Below are 17,601 nucleotides of genomic sequence, written 5' to 3'. Positions count from 1 at the left end.
CGGGGCGGGTGGTAGTTATGTAATGCGGGAGTGCTTTAAGCTGATTATTTTTGGGTCGATGTTTCCAGGCGCGTTCATGCGCCCTGATCGGACTGATGTATTGGGTTGACTAGCACCAAAGGGCTGAGAAAGTCGATGTGATAGCCGGAGGCACCGTCACCAATAGCCAAATGAACGCCACTAATACCTTCGTTCATTTGAGAATTTACGGCGTAGTCAATGTTCGAAGCGATATTTTCATTCACGCCGATTGCGAACTCTGTAAGTTTCAAGCCGCGGCTTCCAGCCGCGAGGTCAAGGAGTTTTAGCTGTTCTTCTTCATTTATTTTGAAAGAGGTAACAATGTTGTCCGTTATTGACAGTGTTGCGCCTTCTTTGGCGACTCGACTCAGCAACCATTCAAGCGATGTTTTCAAACCTGAAGGTAACGTTGGATTAGGCTTCCGAAGTACGGTGAGTATTCCGGATATTTTAACCGTGCCGTTAACGTTGAATGGGCAGGGCTCGTGCGGGTGCATAGGTGCGTAATGAACTTCAAAGAGCTCCGCTACAGATTGAACGAAATTTTCTTCAATATCTTCGGAAAGAAGCGCATAAGGTTGTGCATGTGAATGAATTACCACTACAGCATTTGCGCAGTTGCCAGACAATCGAAACTCCCGATGGGAATTGAGCATATTCAGTACGGATCGTTGCGTTTGCAGACATTGCCCAAGATTGCTGGCGAGAAGAAGTTCAAGGCTGTAGAGCGCGGCACGGGCGGTGGGGTCGAAAACCTGAGTAGCGCAGAAGATGCTTCTCTTGGTCGCCGAATTTTTCGATATTTCGAACATCGATTTAGCAGCATCGTTACTGAAAGAAAAAACGATGCTGTTCTTGGGAAGCTCGGTCAGTTTCGAAAGATGCAAGGTGTTGAAACCCTGGTTTGCGCATGCATTTAGAAATTCATCCGAGTCGGCAATAATTGAGAGCTCTTCATTGTCGAAGAGTGCCGAAATCAGCGCTGAGGTCAACATTTCATGTTCCCCTTCAGGTGAGTGCGCGGCAAATGCTTTGCCGCGCTTGAGACTTTCAGTCTTCAGTGTATGCCCAAGCCAGCGGTGCCCAACCGAAGTTCTCGGGGCCGGAGGCGATTCGTTTCAGATTTTCTGTTGTAATTATTTTCATGCCTATCTCCTTTTTTATTTGCTCCCTATGGCTGGGAGTTAAAGATTAATGCATGGCTTTCGCAGGAAAATAAAGTTTTTTTTGGTTTTGTGAGACCGGTTTTTTATAGTTATGTTGGTTGTCTGCGCAAGCGGGTTATTAGTGTAGGGGATGTGTGTAGTCCCGTTCCGATAATCTATTCGACTTGACCTTGCCTGTTGTAATTGGCAGATATTTTGTAGTTAGGTTGTCTACATGAATTCGGCTTTGAATTTTTGTCATATAGTGAGGAGCAAATAGTGCACGTTTCGAAGAAATACCTGACGGACGAATCTGTACATCAGGCTCTGCTGCTGACTGATTTAACGGAAGAGAGCGATCCCGAACATTCTGTACGAATAATGGTTAGGGAAATTCTGCAGGGATTAGCCGCAGCGGGATGGCCTCAAGCTCAAATACAGGTCGGGCCAAGAATCGTATCCGCTGAGGAGAATTACGGTCTGCTCGGGTACGACCCTACAGAGATCACGCTCGGCAGTGAGCATACTCGATGGGTCGACGAATATTCGCTGCTGCGCACGCAGACGACCAGTCAGATTCCAGCAGCCTTGCAACAGGCCGCAAAACTTCGTCAGCCGGGACAATGCGTCTTGTTGGCTGCACCGGGAATCACCTTCAGACGAGACAGTCGAGATCGCTGGCATTGCGCTGAGCCCCATCAGATGGATATCTGGGTGCTGGGTGATCCGGACTTGGCTTCTCATGAGCATTTGCTGCGTCTGGTCAGCGATATTTTGCGCTTGGCGGTTCCTGATAAGCCTTGGAATTATAGCGACAGCCCGCATCACTACACTGAAGGCGGTATCGAAGTGAATGTGATCAATGATGGCGCCCCTGTCGAGGTGCTGGAGTGCGGCCGTATCGCAAACTCTCTTTTGCAACGTCTACAGATAGATCCTCTGCGGCATGGAGGGCTAGCCCTTGGTATGGGCTTGGATCGGCTGACGATGTTGCGTAAAGGTATTCCTGACATTCGACTGTTGCGCGATCAGAACCCCCGCGTGCAGGCGCAAATGCACGATCTCGAGCCTTGGACTGCGGTCTCACGCTTGCCTTCGATTTCCCGTGATATTTCGCTGGCCGTGATGCCGGGGTTGAGTGAAGAAATACTCACCGAACGGATGTTGCAAGCAGCGGGGGATTGCGCGGGTTGGATCGAAGAGATGCAAATCAAGGGGCGATGGCCGTATTCGGAACTGCCGGTCAAAGCCATTGAACGACTCGGCTTGTTGCCGGGGCAGGAGAACGTGCTTTTGCAGGTGGTGCTGCGCGACAGCTCGCGTTCAATTACCACGGCTGAGGCAAATTCCGTGTACGCAGACATACAGGCGGCGATGCATGAAGGCGCGCCGGGCGCGGGATATAGAATGGAATCGGCAAAATTCTGAACACCCGAGCACAAAAAAACCCGTCATTCGACGGGTTTTTTCTGGCCAGCGAAGATTACTCTTCGATGTTGCCCATGGCGGTGGTGTTGAAGCCGCCGTCCACGTACATGATTTCACCGCTGATGCCCGACGCCAGGTCGGAGCACAGGAACGCGCCGGCGTTGCCGACTTCGTCGATGGTGACGTTGCGACGCAGTGGGGTTTGCGCTTCGTTGGCGGCCAGCATCTTGCGGAAGTTCTTGATGCCCGAGGCTGCCAGGGTGCGGATCGGGCCGGCCGATACGCAGTTGACGCGGGTGCCGTCCGGGCCCAGGGAACCGGCCAGGTAACGTACGCCAGCTTCCAGCGAAGCCTTGGCCATGCCCATGACGTTGTAGTTCGGCATGGTGCGCTCGGCGCCCAGGTACGACAGGGTCAGGAGGCTGCCGTTGCGGCCTTTCATCATTTCGCGGCCGGCTTTGGCCAGGGCCACGAAGCTGTAGGCGCTGATGTCGTGAGCGATGCGGAAACCTTCACGGGTGGTGGCTTCGGTGAAGTCGCCGTCCAGTTGGTCGCCCGGGGCGAAGCCGACGGAGTGAACGATGCAGTCCAGGCCGTCCCACTTCTTGCTCAGCGCTTCGAAGACCTTGGCGATTTCTTCATCGCTGGCCACGTCGCACGGGAAGCACAGCTCAGGGCTCGAGCCCCAGCCTTGTGCGAACTCTTCGACGCGACCCTTGAGTTTGTCGTTCTGATAAGTGAAGGCAAGCTCAGCGCCCTCGCGATGCATGGCGGCAGCGATGCCGGATGCGATGGACAGCTTGCTGGCGACACCGACGATCAGTACGCGCTTACCGGCGAGAAAACCCATGTGTTGCTCCTCTTTCAGGTTATTGCGCAGTGGCTGGTGCCAGAAAAGCGGCTTCCAGCAACTGCTGTGTATACGGATGTTGGGGGGCGGCAAAGATACTTTGCGCGTCTCCCTGTTCGACCACTTGGCCATGCTTGACCACCATCAGCTGGTGGCTCAGCGCTTTGACGACAGCCAGGTCATGGCTGATGAACAAATACGTCAGGTTGTACTTGGCTTGCAGTGAACGCAACAGCTCCACCACTTGCCGCTGTACCGTCCGGTCGAGCGCCGAAGTCGGCTCGTCCAGCAGGATCAGCGCCGGTTTGAGCACCAAAGCCCGGGCAATGGCGATTCGCTGCCGTTGCCCACCGGAAAATTCGTGGGGGTAGCGGTGCCGGGTTTCCGGATCCAGACCTACCTCCTTCAATGCCGCGATGATCGCCGCTTCCTGCTCGGCCGCGGTGCCCATCCTGTGAATCCGCAGGCCTTCGCCGACGATGTCATTGACGCACATGCGCGGGCTCAGGCTGCCGAACGGGTCCTGAAACACCACCTGCATCTCCCGCCGCAACGGGCGAACCTCGTTCTGCGTCAGGCAGTCTAGCTGCTTGCCTTCAAAACGGATGCCGCCCTGGCTGCCGATCAGGCGCAAAATCGCCAGACCCAGGGTGGATTTGCCGGAACCGCTTTCCCCCACGATCCCCAGAGTCTGACCCTGAGGCAGGCTGAAATTGATGCCGTCCACTGCCTTGACGTGATCCACCGTGCGCTTGAGCAGGCCTTTCTTGATCGGGAACCAGACTTTCAGGTCCTCGACTTCGAGCAGCGGCGCGCCGATTTTGTTGCTTGCCGGGCCGCCGCTGGGCTCCGCGCCGAGCAATTCCCGAGTGTACGGATGCTGCGGCGAACGGAACAGCTCTGCGCACGATGCCTGTTCGACGATGCAACCTCGCTGCATGACACATACGCGATGCGCAATTCTTCGCACCAGGTTCAAATCGTGACTGATCAGTAACAGCGACATGCCCAACCGCGCCTGAAGTTCCTTGAGCAAATCGAGGATTTTCAGCTGAACGGTCACGTCGAGCGCGGTGGTCGGCTCGTCGGCAATCAGCAGTTCCGGCTCGTTGGCCAGGGCCATGGCGATCATCACGCGCTGGCGCTGACCACCGGAGAGTTCGTGGGGCAGGGCCTTGAGGCGCTTGTGCGGCTCGGGAATGCCGACCATCTCCAGCAGCTCCAGGGTGCGCCTGGTCGCGACTTTACCGGACAGGCCCTTGTGGATGCCGAGCACTTCGTTGATCTGCTTCTCGATCGAGTGCAGCGGATTGAGCGAGGTCATCGGCTCCTGAAAGATCATCGCGATGCGGTTGCCACGAATGTGGCGGATGGTTTTTTCGCTCAGGCCCAGCAGGTTTTGCCCGGCGTAATTGATGCTGCCGGCCGGGTGGCGCGCCACGGGGTAGGGCAGCAAGCGCAGGATCGAGTGGGCAGTCACCGATTTGCCCGAGCCCGATTCGCCGACCAGCGCCAGGGTTTCGCCGCGCTTGATGTCGAAACTCACGCCCTCGACCACGCGATGGATGCGCTCGCCGAAACCGAACTCGACGGCGAGGTCGCGCACTTCGATCAGATTGTCCTGATTCATTTCACTTCCTCGGGTCGAAGGCATCGCGAGCGGACTCGCCGATAAACACCAGCAGGCTCAACATCAACGCCAGCACGGCAAACGCGCTCATGCCCAGCCACGGCGCCTGCAGGTTGGATTTGCCCTGCGCGACCAGCTCACCCAGCGACGGACTGCCGGCCGGCAAGCCGAAGCCGAGGAAATCCAGCGCGGTAAGGGTGCCGATGGCGCCGGTGAGGATGAACGGCATGAAGGTCATGGTCGAAACCATAGCGTTGGGCAGGATATGGCGGAACATGATCGCGCCGTTCTGCATGCCCAGCGCTCGGGCAGCGCGCACGTATTCAAGGTTGCGCCCGCGCAGGAACTCGGCGCGCACCACATCGACCAGGCTCATCCACGAAAACAGCAGCATGATCCCCAGCAGCCACCAGAAATTCGGCTGGACGAAACTGGCGAGGATGATCAGCAGATACAGCACCGGCAGCCCCGACCAGATCTCCAGAAAGCGCTGCCCGGCCAGATCGACCCAGCCGCCATAAAAACCCTGAAGGGCACCGGCAATCACGCCGATGATCGAACTCAGCACGGTCAAGGTCAGCGCAAACAACACGGAAATACGGAAGCCGTAGATCACCCGCGCCAGCACATCGCGACCTTGGTCGTCGGTACCCAGCAGGTTGTCCGCCGAGGGCGGTGCCGGGGCCGGGACTTTCAGGTCGTAGTTGATGCTCTGGTAGCTGTAGGGAATCGGCGCCCACAACACCCAGGCGTCCTTGGCCTTGAGCAGTTCGCGGATGTACGGGCTCTTGTAGTTGGCTTCCAGCGGGAATTCGCCGCCGAAGGTGGTTTCCGGGTAGCGCTTGATCGCCGGGAAGTACCAGTTGTTGTCGTAATGCACCACCAGCGGCTTGTCGTTGGCGATCAACTCGGCACCCAGGCTCAGGCCGAACAGGATCAGAAACAGCCACAGCGACCACCAGCCACGCTTGTTGGCTTTGAACAGTTCGAAGCGGCGGCGGTTGAGAGGGGACAGGTTCATCTCAATGCTCCCGGCTTTCGAAGTCGATGCGCGGATCGACAAAGGTGTAGGTGAGGTCGCCGATCAGTTTCACCACCAGCCCGAGCAGGGTGAAGATGAACAGCGTGCCGAACACTACCGGGTAATCGCGGTTGATCGCCGCTTCAAAACTCATCAGGCCGAGGCCGTCGAGAGAGAAGATCACTTCCACCAGCAACGAGCCGGTGAAGAAAATCCCGATGAATGCCGACGGGAAACCGGCAATCACCAGCAGCATCGCGTTGCGGAACACGTGCCCGTACAACACACGATTGCGCGTCAAGCCTTTGGCTTTGGCGGTGACCACGTACTGTTTGTTGATCTCATCGAGGAAGCTGTTTTTGGTCAGCAGGGTCATGGTCGCGAAGTTGCCGATCACCAACGCCGTGACCGGTAGCGCCAGGTGCCAGAAGTAATCGAGGATCTTGCCGCCCAGGCTCAGCTCATCGAAGTTGTTCGAGGTCAGCCCACGCAGCGGAAACCAGTCCAGATAACTGCCGCCGGCGAACACCACGATCAGCAGGATCGCGAACAGGAACGCCGGGATCGCATAACCGACGATAATTGCCGAACTGGTCCAGACGTCGAAATGGCTGCCATGCCTCGTGGCTTTGGCGATCCCCAGCGGAATCGACACCAGGTACATGATCAGCGTGCTCCACAGCCCCAGCGAAATCGACACGGGCATCTTTTCCTTGATCAGGTCAATGACCTTGGCGTCGCGAAAGAAGCTGTCGCCGAAATCCAGTTGGGCGTAGTTCTTGACCATGATCCACAGGCGTTCCGGGGCCGACTTGTCGAACCCGTACATGTGCTCGATTTCCTTGATCAGCGCCGGGTCCAGACCTTGCGCGCCGCGATACGAAGAACCGGCCACCGCCACTTCAGCACCGCCGCCGGCAATCCGGCTGGTGGCGCCTTCGAAGCCTTCGAGCTTGGCGATCATCTGTTCCACCGGGCCGCCGGGCGCGGCCTGGATGATCACGAAGTTGATCAGCAGAATGCCGAACAGGGTCGGGATGATCAGCAACAGTCGCCGAAAGATATACGCCAGCATCTGATTACTCCGTGCCCGCAGGGTCGGCTTGCAGTTGGGTTTGCACTTCTACCGCAGGTTTGGCGTCAGGCTTGACCCACCAGGTATTGATGCCGATGTCGTACTTGGGCGAGGTTTTCGGATGGCCGATGTGGTTCCAGTACGCCACGCGCCAGCTCTTGATGTGCCAGTTCGGCACCACGTAATAGCCCCATTGCAGCACCCGGTCGAGGGCCCGTGCGTGGGCCACCAGGCTACTGCGCGAATCGGCGTTGATCAGGCTTTCCACCAGTTGATCGACGATCGGATCCTTCAGGCCCATGCTGTTGCGGCTGCTGGACTTGTCGGCGGCGGCGCTCATCCAGTATTCGCGCTGCTCGTTACCCGGCGAGTTGGATTGCGGGAAGCTGCCGACCATCATGTCGAAATCCCGCGAACGCACGCGGTTGATGTACTGCGAAACGTCGACGCGGCGGATCACCAGATCGATGCCCAGATCGCTGAGGTTGCGCTTGAACGGCAGCAGCACGCGTTCGAATTCGGTCTGCGCGAGCAGGAACTCGATCACCACCGGTTTGCCCGTGGCATCGACCATTTTGTCATCGACGATTTTCCAGCCGGCCTCTTGCAGCAGTTGATAAGCCTCGCGCTGCTGGCTGCGGATCATGCCGCTGGCGTCGGTCTTGGGGTTCTCATAGGCTTCGCTGAACACCTGCGCCGGCAGCTTGCTGCGGAACGGCTCAAGGATCGCCCGTTGCTCGGCGTCGGGCAGGCCGGTGGCGGCCATTTCCGAGTTTTCGAAATAGCTGCGGGTGCGCACGTAGGCGCCGTTGAACAATTGTTTGTTGGTCCATTCGAAATCGAACAGCAGACCAAGCGCCTGACGCACCCGCACATCCTGAAACACCGGGCGGCGCAGGTTGAAGACGAAACCCTGCATGCCGGTCGGGTTGCTGTTGGCGATCAGTTCCTTGATCAGACGCCCCTCCGTGACCGCCGGAACGTTGTAGGCGTTGGCCCAGTTCTTTGCGGTCATCTCCAGCCAGTAATCGAACTGCCCGGCCTTCAGCGCTTCAAGGGCGACGGTGTTGTCGCGGTAGTAATCGGTGGTCATCGTGTCGAAGTTGTAGAAACCCCGGTTGACCGGCAGGTCCTTGCCCCAGTAATCCTTGACCCGCTCGTAACGCACCGAGCGACCGGCCTTTACTTCGGTGACCTTGTAGGGTCCGCTGCCCAACGGAATCTCCAGATTGCCTTTGTTGAAGTCGCGATCGGCCCACCAGTGTTTCGGCAGCACCGGCAACTGGCCGAGGATCAGCGGCAGTTCGCGGTTGTTGCTGTGCTTGAACTTGAACAGCACTTTCAGCGGGTCTTCGGCGACGACTTCGGCGACGTCGCTGTAATAGCCGCGAAACATCGGCGAGCCTTCCTTGGTCAGGGTGTTGAAGCTGAACACCACATCTTCGGCACGCACCGGATGACCGTCATGAAAACGCGCTTCCGGGCGCAGGTAGAAGCGCACCCAGCTGTTGTCGTCGGCTTTTTCGATCTTGCCAGCGATCAGGCCGTACTCGGTGAACGGCTCGTCGAGGCTGTGTCGGGTCAGGGTGTCGTAGATCTGCCCGATGTCATCGGCCGGCACGCCTTTGCTGATGAACGGGTTGAGGCTGTCGAAGCCGCCGAAGCCGGCCTGGCGGAACACGCCGCCCTTGGGTGCGTCGGGGTTCACGTAATCGAAATGCTTGAAATCGGCCGGGTATTTCGGCGGCTCGTTGTACAGGGTCACGGCGTGTTGCGGGGCAGCAAAGGCCAGCCCGGCGAACAGCAAGCCGCTGGCCTGCACGAGCAGGGCGCGAACAGGGTTCATCGATCTTTCTCCGAAGACTTCAGCCACCACGCACTCAGGCCCAGGGTGTAGGGCGGCGTGGTGACGAAGGCCAACCGCTTGCGGTAGGCCAGACGGTGATAATTGAGGTACCAGTTGGGAATGCTGTAGTGCTGCCACAGCAGCACACGGTCGAGCGCCTTGCCGGCGGCGACCTGCTCGTCGCGGGTGCGCGCGGCGAGCAATTGTTCGAGCAGGTGATCGACCACTGGGTTGGCGATACCCGCGTAATTCTTGCTGCCCTTGACGTTCACCTGGCTGGAGTGGAAGTACTGCCACTGCTCAAGGCCGGGGCTCAGAGTCTGACCCAGCGTCATCGAGATCATGTCGAAATCGAACTGGTCGAGGCGCTGTTTGTACTGGGCGCGATCGACGGTGCGCAAGTGTGCGTCGATGCCGATGCTGTTGAGATTGACGATGTACGGCTGGTAAAGACGCTCAAGATTCGGATTGACCAGCAGCAGTTCGAATCGCAGCGGCTGGCCGTCGGCGTTTTGCAGGCGTTGGCCGTGGAGTTTCCAGCCAGCCTCGGCGAGCAGCGCCAGGGCTTTGCGCATGGTTTCTCGCGGAATGCCGCGACCATCGGTGGTCGGCAGGGTGAACGGCTCGGTAAACAGCCTGGCCGGCAACTGATCCTTGTACGGCTTGAGCATCAGCCATTCATGCCCGACCGGCAGGCCGCTGGCGGTGAATTCGCTGTTGGGGTAGTAACTGTTGGTGCGCTGATAGGCGTCGCTGAACAGCGTGCGATTGGTCCACTCGAAGTCGAACATCAGGCCCAGCGCTTCACGGGTCTTCACATCGGCAAAGGTCGCGCGCCGGGTGTTCATGAACAGGCCCTGACTCTGGGTCGGGATCTGATGCGGGATCTGCGCCTTGATCACCTCGCCACGGCGAATCGCCGGGAAGTTGTAGCCGTTGGCCCAGTTCTTCGCCTGGTGCTCGATGTAGATGTCGAATTCACCGGCCTTGAACGCTTCGAACGCCACATCGCTGTCGCGGTAGAACTCGACTTCCATGCGATCGAAGTTGTACTTGCCGCGATTGACCGCCAGGTCCTTGCCCCAGTAGTCCTTGACCCGCTCGAACATCAACTGCCGCCCCGGCATTACCGAGGTGATGCGATACGGGCCGCTGCCCAGCGGCGGTTCGAAAGTGGTGGCCTTGAAGTCGCGGTCTTTCCAGTAATGCTGTGGCAGCACCGGCAACTCGCCGAGGCGCAGGATCAACAGCGGATTGCCCGAACGCTTGAGCACGAAACGGATGCGCTGCTTGTTCAGAATGTCGACGCGCAGCACCTCTTGCAGGGCCGTGCGGTACAGCGGATGGCCTTCCTTCAATAACAGGCGATAGGAGAACGCCACGTCATAGGCGGTGATCGGCGCGCCATCGTGAAACCGCGCCTCGGGCCGCAGATTGAACACCACCCAGCTGCGATCTTCGCTGTACTCCACCGATTGCGCGATCAAGCCATAGCTCGACGCCGGCTCGTCACCGGACGGCGAATACTGTCCGGTGCCGACCATCAACGGCTCGTTCAGCTCGTTGATGCCGTACTGGAGGAAATTCGCGGTAGTAACCGGGCTGGTGCCCTTGAAGGTGTACGGATTGACCGTGTCGAACGTGCCGAACGCCATCACCCGCAACGTACCGCCCTTGGGCGCTTGCGGGTTGACCCAATCGAAATGGGTAAATCTGGCCGGGTACTTGAGCGTGCCGAACTGCGCATAACCGTGACTTTCGGTAATCGTCGCGCTTGCGGTTGAGCTCAAGGCCAGGCTGATCAGGAGCAGGGGGAGGGCACGCTTCAAGTCAGATCCGATCCAGCGGCTTGGGCTTTGTGGGCGGTACAGTAACAGCTTGTCTGGACAGGAAAAAGATCATGGGTTAATGCGCGGTTAATCGCTGGGGCGAAGAGCCCTCACCTTGGCCTTTGGAGTGGCTGGGCCCCGGGAAAATCAAAAGCCCCTCACCCTAACCCTCTCCCAGAGGGAGAGGGGACTGACTGTGGTGTTTGTTTGATTCGCATCGACGTGAAATGTCGAGTTGAACTCAGGATCTGAAAGCATGGAGATCAGTTTGCGATATCGAGTCGAACGCAGGTTCTGAAAAGCACGAAAATCGGCTCCCTTTCCCCCTCTCCCCCCTGGGGGAGAGGGCTGGGGTGAGGGGGGGGATTTTTCCTGCGCCACAAAAATCCGATGCAAAAAAAAGCCCCCGAAAAATCGGGGGCTCTTGCAATCAATGCGGCTGATACACCGTAAGCATCTGCCCCGGCTTCAAGGCCTTCCCGGCCCCTGGATTCCAGCGCTTGAGATGCTGCATCTGCACGTTGAAACGCTTGGCCACCACATACAAGGTGTCGCCGCGCTTGACCTTGTACTGGGTCTGTTGCTGGCTGTCGTCCTTGCCTTTGGTCTTGCTGTTGGCCGCCACCACCGTGTTGACCCGGCCAGACTTGCGAGCCGGTGCGCGTTTGCTGGTGTCCTGCATCACCAGCGTCTGACCAACCTTGAGATTCTTGCCGGTCAGCTTGTTCCAGCGCTGCAGATCCTTCACCTCGACCTTGTTGGCCTTGGCAATGGAACCGAGATTGTCGCCACGTTTGACCCGGTAAGCGCGCTTGAGCTGCGCGACTTCGGACGGGTCGGCGCCTTCGAATACCGGTTTCAGCGAACGCGGGCTGATCAGCTCGTCGGGGCGCATGGTCTGCAGACTGGCCGTGAGCAATTGCGCCTTGGACGTCGGCACCAGCAGATGCTGTGGACCGTCGATGGTGGTGCGCTGCTTGAAGGCCGGGTTGAGCTGGAACAGCTCGTCTTCGTCGATATTGGCCACCGCGGCGACCTTGGACAGGTCCATGCGCTGGTTGATTTCGACAACCTGGAAATACGGTTCGTTGGCGATCGGGTTGAGGTTGACGCCATAGGCTTCCGGCGCCAGCACCACTTGCGACAGCGCCAGCAGCTTTGGCACGTAGGCCTGGGTTTCCGCTGGCAGCGGCAGGTTCCAGTAATCGGTCGGCAGGCCGAGCTTTTCGTTGCGCTCGATGGCGCGGCTGACCGTGCCTTCACCGGCGTTATAGGCCGCCAGAGCCAGCAGCCAGTCACCGTTGAACATGTCGTGCAGGCGGGTCAGGTAATCCATCGCTGCGGTGGTCGAGGCAGTGATGTCGCGGCGGCCATCATAGAAGCGGGTCTGCCGCAGGTTGAAGTAACGCCCGGTCGATGGAATGAACTGCCACAGGCCCACCGCATCGGCGCGGGAGTAGGCCATCGGGTTGTACGCGCTCTCGATCACTGGCAGCAGGGCCAGTTCCAGCGGCATGTTGCGCTCTTCGAGGCGTTCGACAATGTAGTGAATATAGAGACTGCCGCGTTCGCCGGCGTTCTCGAGGAAAGAGGGGTTGCTGGCGAACCACAGGCGCTGTTGCTCGATGCGCGGATTGACGCCCAGGCCTTCCTGCAACTGGAAGCCTGCGCGCATGCGCTCCCAGATGTCCTGAGGCACCTGCGGGCTGGGCTTTTCGGTCAGCCAGATCGGCTTCTGCTTGGCTCGCGCAGCAATGTTCGGCGTATGGGTCGCTTCAGTCTGCGGAGCATGGCTGGAACAGCCCGCCAGCGTGGCGGACACAGCCACCGCGATGGCTTGCGCCAAGCGGGTCAATGCGTCTGAATTGACGGACTTACGTATGGATGACGACATTGGCTGGAAGTAAGTTCCGGGCAAAAATGTCGGGCGATTCTAGAAAGCGCACCCCCCGCGGTCAACCATTCAGAATATTTGTGCCAATCGGCAGGCGACTTAGAACGTATCTTTCCAGGCCCGCAAAGCCGCAAATACCTCACTCGGCGCCCGGTTTTGAGCGCCTGCCCGTTCGTCCACTTTTTGTGTAACCAATGTTTCAGAAGTGCGCAGAAACGGGTTGGTGAGCTTTTCCAGAGCCAGGGTCGAGGGCAGGGTCATGACGCCGTTTTGCCGTTGCTCGGTGACTTTTTCCAGACGGGCGGCAATGTCCGCGTTGCCCGGTTCCACGGCGGCAGCAAACTTGAGGTTGCTCAGGGTGTATTCATGGGTGCAATAAACCAGCGTATCTTCAGGCAAGGCAGCGAGACGGCTGAGCGAGTGGTGCATTTGCGCCGGCGTGCCTTCGAACAGGCGCCCGCATCCGGCGGCGAACAAGGTGTCGCCACAGAACAGCAGGCCGTGGTGGTAATAGGCAATGTGTCCCAAGGTGTGACCGGGCACCGCGTAGACGGCGAAGTCCCAGCCGAGCACGTTGACGCTGTCATTGTCCTTGAGCGCCACGTCGCGCCCCGGAATGGTTTCGCTGGCCGGACCGTAGACTTTCGCGCCGGTCGCGGCTTTGAGGCGCTCGACGCCGCCGACGTGGTCGTGGTGGTGGTGAGTGATCAGAATGTCGCTCAGCACCCAGCCCGGGTGGCCGTCGAGCCACGACTGCACGGGGGCGGCATCGCCCGGATCGACGACCGCGCAACGCTGGGAGCGGTGATCCTGTAACAACCAGATGTAGTTGTCGGTGAACGCGGGCAGGGCACTGATCTGTATCATCGTCGGAATCGCCAAGCGGAAAACATTGGCGCATCTTAGTAGTTCCTGGCGCTTTGGAGAATGCGATGAGTGATAAAGCGTTCGCACAGGCTGATCCTGACTGGCTGGCCCTGATCGGCGCAGCCCGTGAATGGCTGTCCGGCCCCCTCGGGCAATTGTTGCTCGACGAAGAGCGGCGCATGCTCGAAGACGAACTGGGGCGGTTCTTCGGCGGTTATCTGGTGCATTACGGGCCATCGGCCGAGACCCCGCCGGCGGCGCCGCAAGTGCAGCGCAATGTGCGCCTGGGCGCGCCGCTGCCCGGCGTCGAGATTGTCTGCGAAGAACAGGCCTGGCCGTTGAGCGAGCATGCCGCCGACGTCGTGGTGATGCAGCACGGTCTGGATTTCTGCCTGTCGCCCCACGGTTTGCTGCGCGAAGCGGCGAGCGCCGTGCGGCCCGGCGGACACTTGCTGATCATCGGCATCAACCCGTGGAGCACCTGGGGGCTGCGTCATGCGTTCGCCCACGATGCCCTGCGCCAGGCGCGCTGCATCTCGCCGTCACGGCTCGGCGACTGGCTCAACCTGCTCGGCTTTGCGCTGGAGAAACGCCGCTTCGGATGCTATCGTCCGCCGCTCGCGTCGCCCAAGTGGCAGGCCCGTCTGGCCGGCTGGGAACGCAAGGCCGGCGACTGGCAACTGTCTGGCGGTGGCTTCTATCTACTGGTCGCCCGCAAGATCGTGGTCGGCCTCCGGCCATTGCGTCAGGAACGCCGCGAGCCGATGGGCAAGCTGATTCCGCTGCCGATGGCCAAGGTCAACAGGCGCCGCATCGAACCGTAAACCTTCTTATTCTATCTGTGGTCGGGTGTTCCCGGCCGCGGTCATTGTCGATCCTTGATTGGCAAGACAGGCATTTTTCTGGAAAGACTGGCATGAGCGAAAGCGTTGAAAGCGTCGACACCGTAGAACTGTTCACCGACGGCGCCTGCAAAGGCAACCCCGGTCCGGGCGGCTGGGGCGCGTTGCTGGTGTGCAAGGGCGTGGAAAAGGAACTGTGGGGCGGCGAAGCCAACACCACCAACAACCGCATGGAACTGCTCGGCGCGATCCGTGGCCTCGAAGCGCTCAAGCGCCCGTGCGACGTGCTGCTGGTGACCGACTCGCAATACGTGATGAAGGGCATCAACGAGTGGATGGCCAACTGGAAAAAGCGCGGCTGGAAAACCGCGGCCAAGGAGCCGGTGAAGAATGCCGATCTATGGAAGGAGCTGGACGAGCAGGTCAACCGCCACAACGTCAAATGGAAATGGGTGCGCGGGCATATCGGCCATCACGGTAACGAGCGGGCCGACCAACTGGCCAACCGTGGGGTGGATGAGGTGCGCGGTTACAAGCAGAGCTGATGTTTTGCTGATGGACCGAGGTGGGTTCAATCGCCAGCAGGCTGGCTCCCACAGGGATTTGTGAACGCTCCAGATCCAGTGTGGGAGCCAGCCTGCTGGCGATTGGGTCGACACGGTCCACCTGAAACACCCCGCCGAGCGTGGTAACATCCGCGCTTTTGCACGATTGACCCGTTGAGAGCTGAGCACTGATGGCCACCAGATCCGTTGTACTCGATACCGAAACCACCGGCATGCCGGTGACCGATGGTCACCGGATCATCGAAATCGGCTGTGTCGAACTGATCGGTCGGCGTCTGACGGGCCGGCATTTTCACGTTTACCTGCAACCGGATCGCGAAAGTGACGAGGGCGCTATCGGCGTTCACGGCATCACCAACGAATTCCTGGTCGGCAAGCCACGCTTTGCCGAAGTCGCCGACGAGTTCTTCGAGTTCATCAAAGGCGCGCAGCTGATCATCCATAACGCGGCGTTCGACGTTGGCTTCATCAACAACGAATTCGCCCTGATGGGTCAGCACGACCGCGCCGACATCACCCAGCACTGCTCGATCCTCGACACCCTGATGATGGCCCGGGAACGTCACCCGGGGCAGCGCAACAGTCTCGATGCGTTGTGCAAACGTTACGGTGTCGACAACTCCGGCCGTGAATTGCACGGCGCTTTGCTCGACTCGGAAATTCTCGCCGACGTCTACCTGACCATGACCGGTGGCCAGACCAGCCTGTCGCTGGCCGGCAACGCCTCTGACGGCAATGGCACCGGTGAGGGCGCCGACAACTCCGCCACGGAAATCCGTCGTTTGCCGGCCGATCGCCAGCCGGCGCGGATCATTCGCGCGACCGAAGAAGAGCTGGCGGCGCATCTGGTGCGGCTGGAGATCATCGCCAAGTCGGCCGGCGCCCCGGCGCTGTGGACGCAGATCGCCGAAGCCGACGCGCAGGCATAAGGCGCTGTCAGTACTGACAAGTGGCCACCGTCGCCACATCCGCTGCAACCCTCTACCCTGAGTGCATTGGCAGATGAAAATCAAGGAATGAGGACTTTTCCCAGTATGCGTCCGGTCATGAATCCGAAATACCCAGGGCTGTCGGTGCGTGTCGCCGACGACGGCTTTGCGCCGTATATCTGGGGCAGCGATTTCAGTTTCGAAGTCGCGGCGTATGGCGCTGCGGTGATCGGCAAGCCTGTCGAGCAATGGCAAGTCACGCCAATCGTGCCGTATCGCAAGTGCTACGGCATCGATCCCGAGGAATTCAGCGCTTTTCACAACGCACCCGACAGCGCGATTTTCATGGCTCATCTCGATGACGAGCCGGTCGGCCATCTGGTGATCAGCACCAACTGGAACGGTTTTGCCCACATCGATGAGCTGGCAGTGCATGCCCCGGCCCGGCGTCATGGCGTGGCCAAGGCCTTGCTCGATGTGGCGCAGTTCTGGAGCCGCAAGAAAAAGCTTCCGGGGATCATGCTCGAAACCCAGAACAACAACCTCGGCGCCTGTCGGCTGTATGAGCGTTGCGGATACGTGATTGGCGGTATCGATCAGTTGCGCTATCGCGGCATCGACCCGAACACCGCTGAAGTGGCGCTGTTCTGGTATCGACTGTTCGATAACCCGCTGGAAAACCCGCTCAGCTCGACAGCATCGCCTCGGCTTGTTCCGTGATGATCGTCAGTAAGGTTTGAATCGCCGAGGACGGCGCGGCGTGCTTGAACGTCAGCGCATACAGGCTGATCGGCACCGCCGGTGACAGCGGGCAAACGTCCAGCCCACCTGCGCGAGCGCCCAGTGCGGTGAACGGGTCGACGATGGCCAGACCTTCGCCGGCCTCGACCATGCAACGCATCATCTGCTGGGTTTGTACGCGGGTCTGAATGCTCGGCGCCGGGCGTAGCGCTTGCAGCTTGTTTTCCAGTGCCGGGCTGAGCGGGTCCTGACCTTCGAGGCCGATCATCGCCTGACCGGCCAGATCCTGTAGAGAAATGTATTTCTGCTTCGGTTGCAGCCAGCCGTGCGGGGCAAGCAACTGCAATTTGCCCTGGGCCAGTGGCTGGCAGTCGATGTCGGCATGTTCGGGATTGTGCAGGCTCAGGCCGAGATCGCTTTCACGCAGCAACAGGCTGCGGACGATATCGCGAGTGCAGGCGCTGAGCAGGCTGCAAGGTGCATCCGGCAGGCGTCGACGCAGGGCGGCGAGGCTTGGTGGCAATAACTGTTGCGCCAGCGGCGGTGTGCCGATGATGCGCAAGGGCGGGGCGAGGTATTGCTTGAGGCTGCCGGCCAGGCGTTGCACCGGTTCCAGCGCGGCATAGACGTGGGCGATTTCGACCTGCAACGCCCGTGCTTCGGCGGTCGGTTGCAGACGCCCGCGAACACTGGCGAAGAGCATGAACCCCAGCTGACTTTCGGCTTCGCGCAAACGCTCTTCGACCTCGGTCACCGGCAACTGCAGCCATTCGGCGGCGGTGCCCAGGTGACCGGTCTGCAAGAGCGCCTGAATCACTTCGATGTGGCGTAAACGCATGCGTGAAGTCCATGTTCAGCAGGTGAGGGCGGTGCTGAATCCTACCCCAACTCTGCGCACATGACTCTGCTCATCACGC

Annotated in this window: 15 protein-coding genes; 5 read left to right on the top strand and 10 right to left on the bottom strand. The window is 59.5% G+C overall.

Translation table 11 applies throughout. The features are described from left to right. Positions 1-74 precede the first annotated feature (74 nt). Positions 75-1,016, bottom strand: a complete 942-nt coding sequence (locus tag J3P75_RS16490; protein ID WP_434707458.1) for a hypothetical protein — start codon at positions 1,014-1,016, stop codon at positions 75-77. Positions 1,017-1,445: 429 nt separating this feature from the next. On the opposite strand from J3P75_RS16490, the gene J3P75_RS16485 reads away from it, so the two are divergent. Beyond that, complete coding sequence (locus J3P75_RS16485; protein ID WP_434707456.1) at positions 1,446-2,594, top strand: hypothetical protein; 1,149 nt, start codon at positions 1,446-1,448, stop codon at positions 2,592-2,594. A 55-nt stretch (positions 2,595-2,649) separates the two neighbouring features. Here J3P75_RS16485 and fabI read toward each other — a convergent pair whose 3' ends face one another. From fabI to gloB, 8 genes are all read right to left on the bottom strand, one after another. Then, positions 2,650-3,444 carry an enoyl-ACP reductase FabI gene (gene fabI, locus J3P75_RS16480; RefSeq protein ID WP_007906751.1) on the bottom strand — a complete coding sequence of 265 codons (795 nt, stop codon included), beginning with the start codon at positions 3,442-3,444 and terminating at the stop codon, positions 2,650-2,652. 19 nt (positions 3,445-3,463) lie between these two features. Then, a complete protein-coding gene (locus tag J3P75_RS16475; protein ID WP_434707455.1) occupies positions 3,464-5,074 on the bottom strand; it encodes an ABC transporter ATP-binding protein in 1,611 nt (536 codons plus the stop codon). Between the two features lies 1 nt (position 5,075). After that, entirely contained in the window at positions 5,076-6,095 is a 1,020-nt protein-coding gene (locus tag J3P75_RS16470) for an ABC transporter permease (protein ID WP_064587187.1), read from the bottom strand. A 1-nt stretch (position 6,096) separates the two neighbouring features. Then, positions 6,097-7,170 carry a microcin C ABC transporter permease YejB gene (locus J3P75_RS16465; RefSeq protein WP_203421728.1) on the bottom strand — a complete coding sequence of 358 codons (1,074 nt, stop codon included), beginning with the start codon at positions 7,168-7,170 and terminating at the stop codon, positions 6,097-6,099. A 4-nt stretch (positions 7,171-7,174) separates the two neighbouring features. After that, positions 7,175-9,016, bottom strand: a complete 1,842-nt coding sequence (locus J3P75_RS16460) for an extracellular solute-binding protein (protein WP_434707454.1) — start codon at positions 9,014-9,016, stop codon at positions 7,175-7,177. Then, complete coding sequence (locus J3P75_RS16455) at positions 9,013-10,845, bottom strand: extracellular solute-binding protein (protein WP_434707453.1); 1,833 nt, start codon at positions 10,843-10,845, stop codon at positions 9,013-9,015. Before J3P75_RS16455 ends, J3P75_RS16460 begins: the two co-directional genes overlap by 4 nt. Positions 10,846-11,275: 430 nt before the next feature. Further along, complete coding sequence (locus tag J3P75_RS16450) at positions 11,276-12,739, bottom strand: transglycosylase SLT domain-containing protein (RefSeq protein WP_434707452.1); 1,464 nt, start codon at positions 12,737-12,739, stop codon at positions 11,276-11,278. A 99-nt stretch (positions 12,740-12,838) separates the two neighbouring features. Continuing rightward, positions 12,839-13,606: a hydroxyacylglutathione hydrolase gene (gene gloB / locus J3P75_RS16445; protein ID WP_434707451.1), complete on the bottom strand. Its 768-nt coding sequence runs from the start codon at positions 13,604-13,606 to the stop codon at positions 12,839-12,841. A 65-nt stretch (positions 13,607-13,671) separates the two neighbouring features. Here gloB and J3P75_RS16440 point away from each other — a divergent pair, with 65 nt between their 5' ends. The 4 genes from J3P75_RS16440 to J3P75_RS16425 all read left to right on the top strand — a co-directional run bounded on the left by J3P75_RS16440 (position 13,672) and on the right by J3P75_RS16425 (position 16,663). After that, complete coding sequence (locus J3P75_RS16440) at positions 13,672-14,430, top strand: class I SAM-dependent methyltransferase (RefSeq protein WP_434707450.1); 759 nt, start codon at positions 13,672-13,674, stop codon at positions 14,428-14,430. 92 nt (positions 14,431-14,522) lie between these two features. Then, the gene (gene rnhA / locus J3P75_RS16435; protein ID WP_093102256.1) at positions 14,523-14,993 is read left to right on the top strand and encodes a ribonuclease HI; all 471 of its coding nucleotides are present in this window, start codon (positions 14,523-14,525) and stop codon (positions 14,991-14,993) included. Between the two features lie 191 nt (positions 14,994-15,184). Then, complete coding sequence (gene dnaQ / locus J3P75_RS16430) at positions 15,185-15,943, top strand: DNA polymerase III subunit epsilon (RefSeq protein WP_336354586.1); 759 nt, start codon at positions 15,185-15,187, stop codon at positions 15,941-15,943. A gap of 105 nt (positions 15,944-16,048) precedes the next feature. Beyond that, entirely contained in the window at positions 16,049-16,663 is a 615-nt protein-coding gene (locus J3P75_RS16425; protein WP_434707449.1) for a GNAT family N-acetyltransferase, read from the top strand. Here the strand turns inward: J3P75_RS16425 and J3P75_RS16420 are convergent. Continuing rightward, entirely contained in the window at positions 16,629-17,522 is an 894-nt protein-coding gene (locus J3P75_RS16420; RefSeq protein ID WP_434707448.1) for a LysR substrate-binding domain-containing protein, read from the bottom strand. The two genes, J3P75_RS16425 and J3P75_RS16420, sit on opposite strands and share 35 nt — an antisense overlap. Between the last annotated feature and the right edge of the window lie 79 nt (positions 17,523-17,601).

Source organism: Pseudomonas sp. R1-1, from assembly GCF_051132135.1.
Classification (GTDB): domain Bacteria; phylum Pseudomonadota; class Gammaproteobacteria; order Pseudomonadales; family Pseudomonadaceae; genus Aquipseudomonas.
Note: the sequence above shows the minus strand (reverse complement) of the source record. Positions and strands in the feature narration are given on the sequence as shown.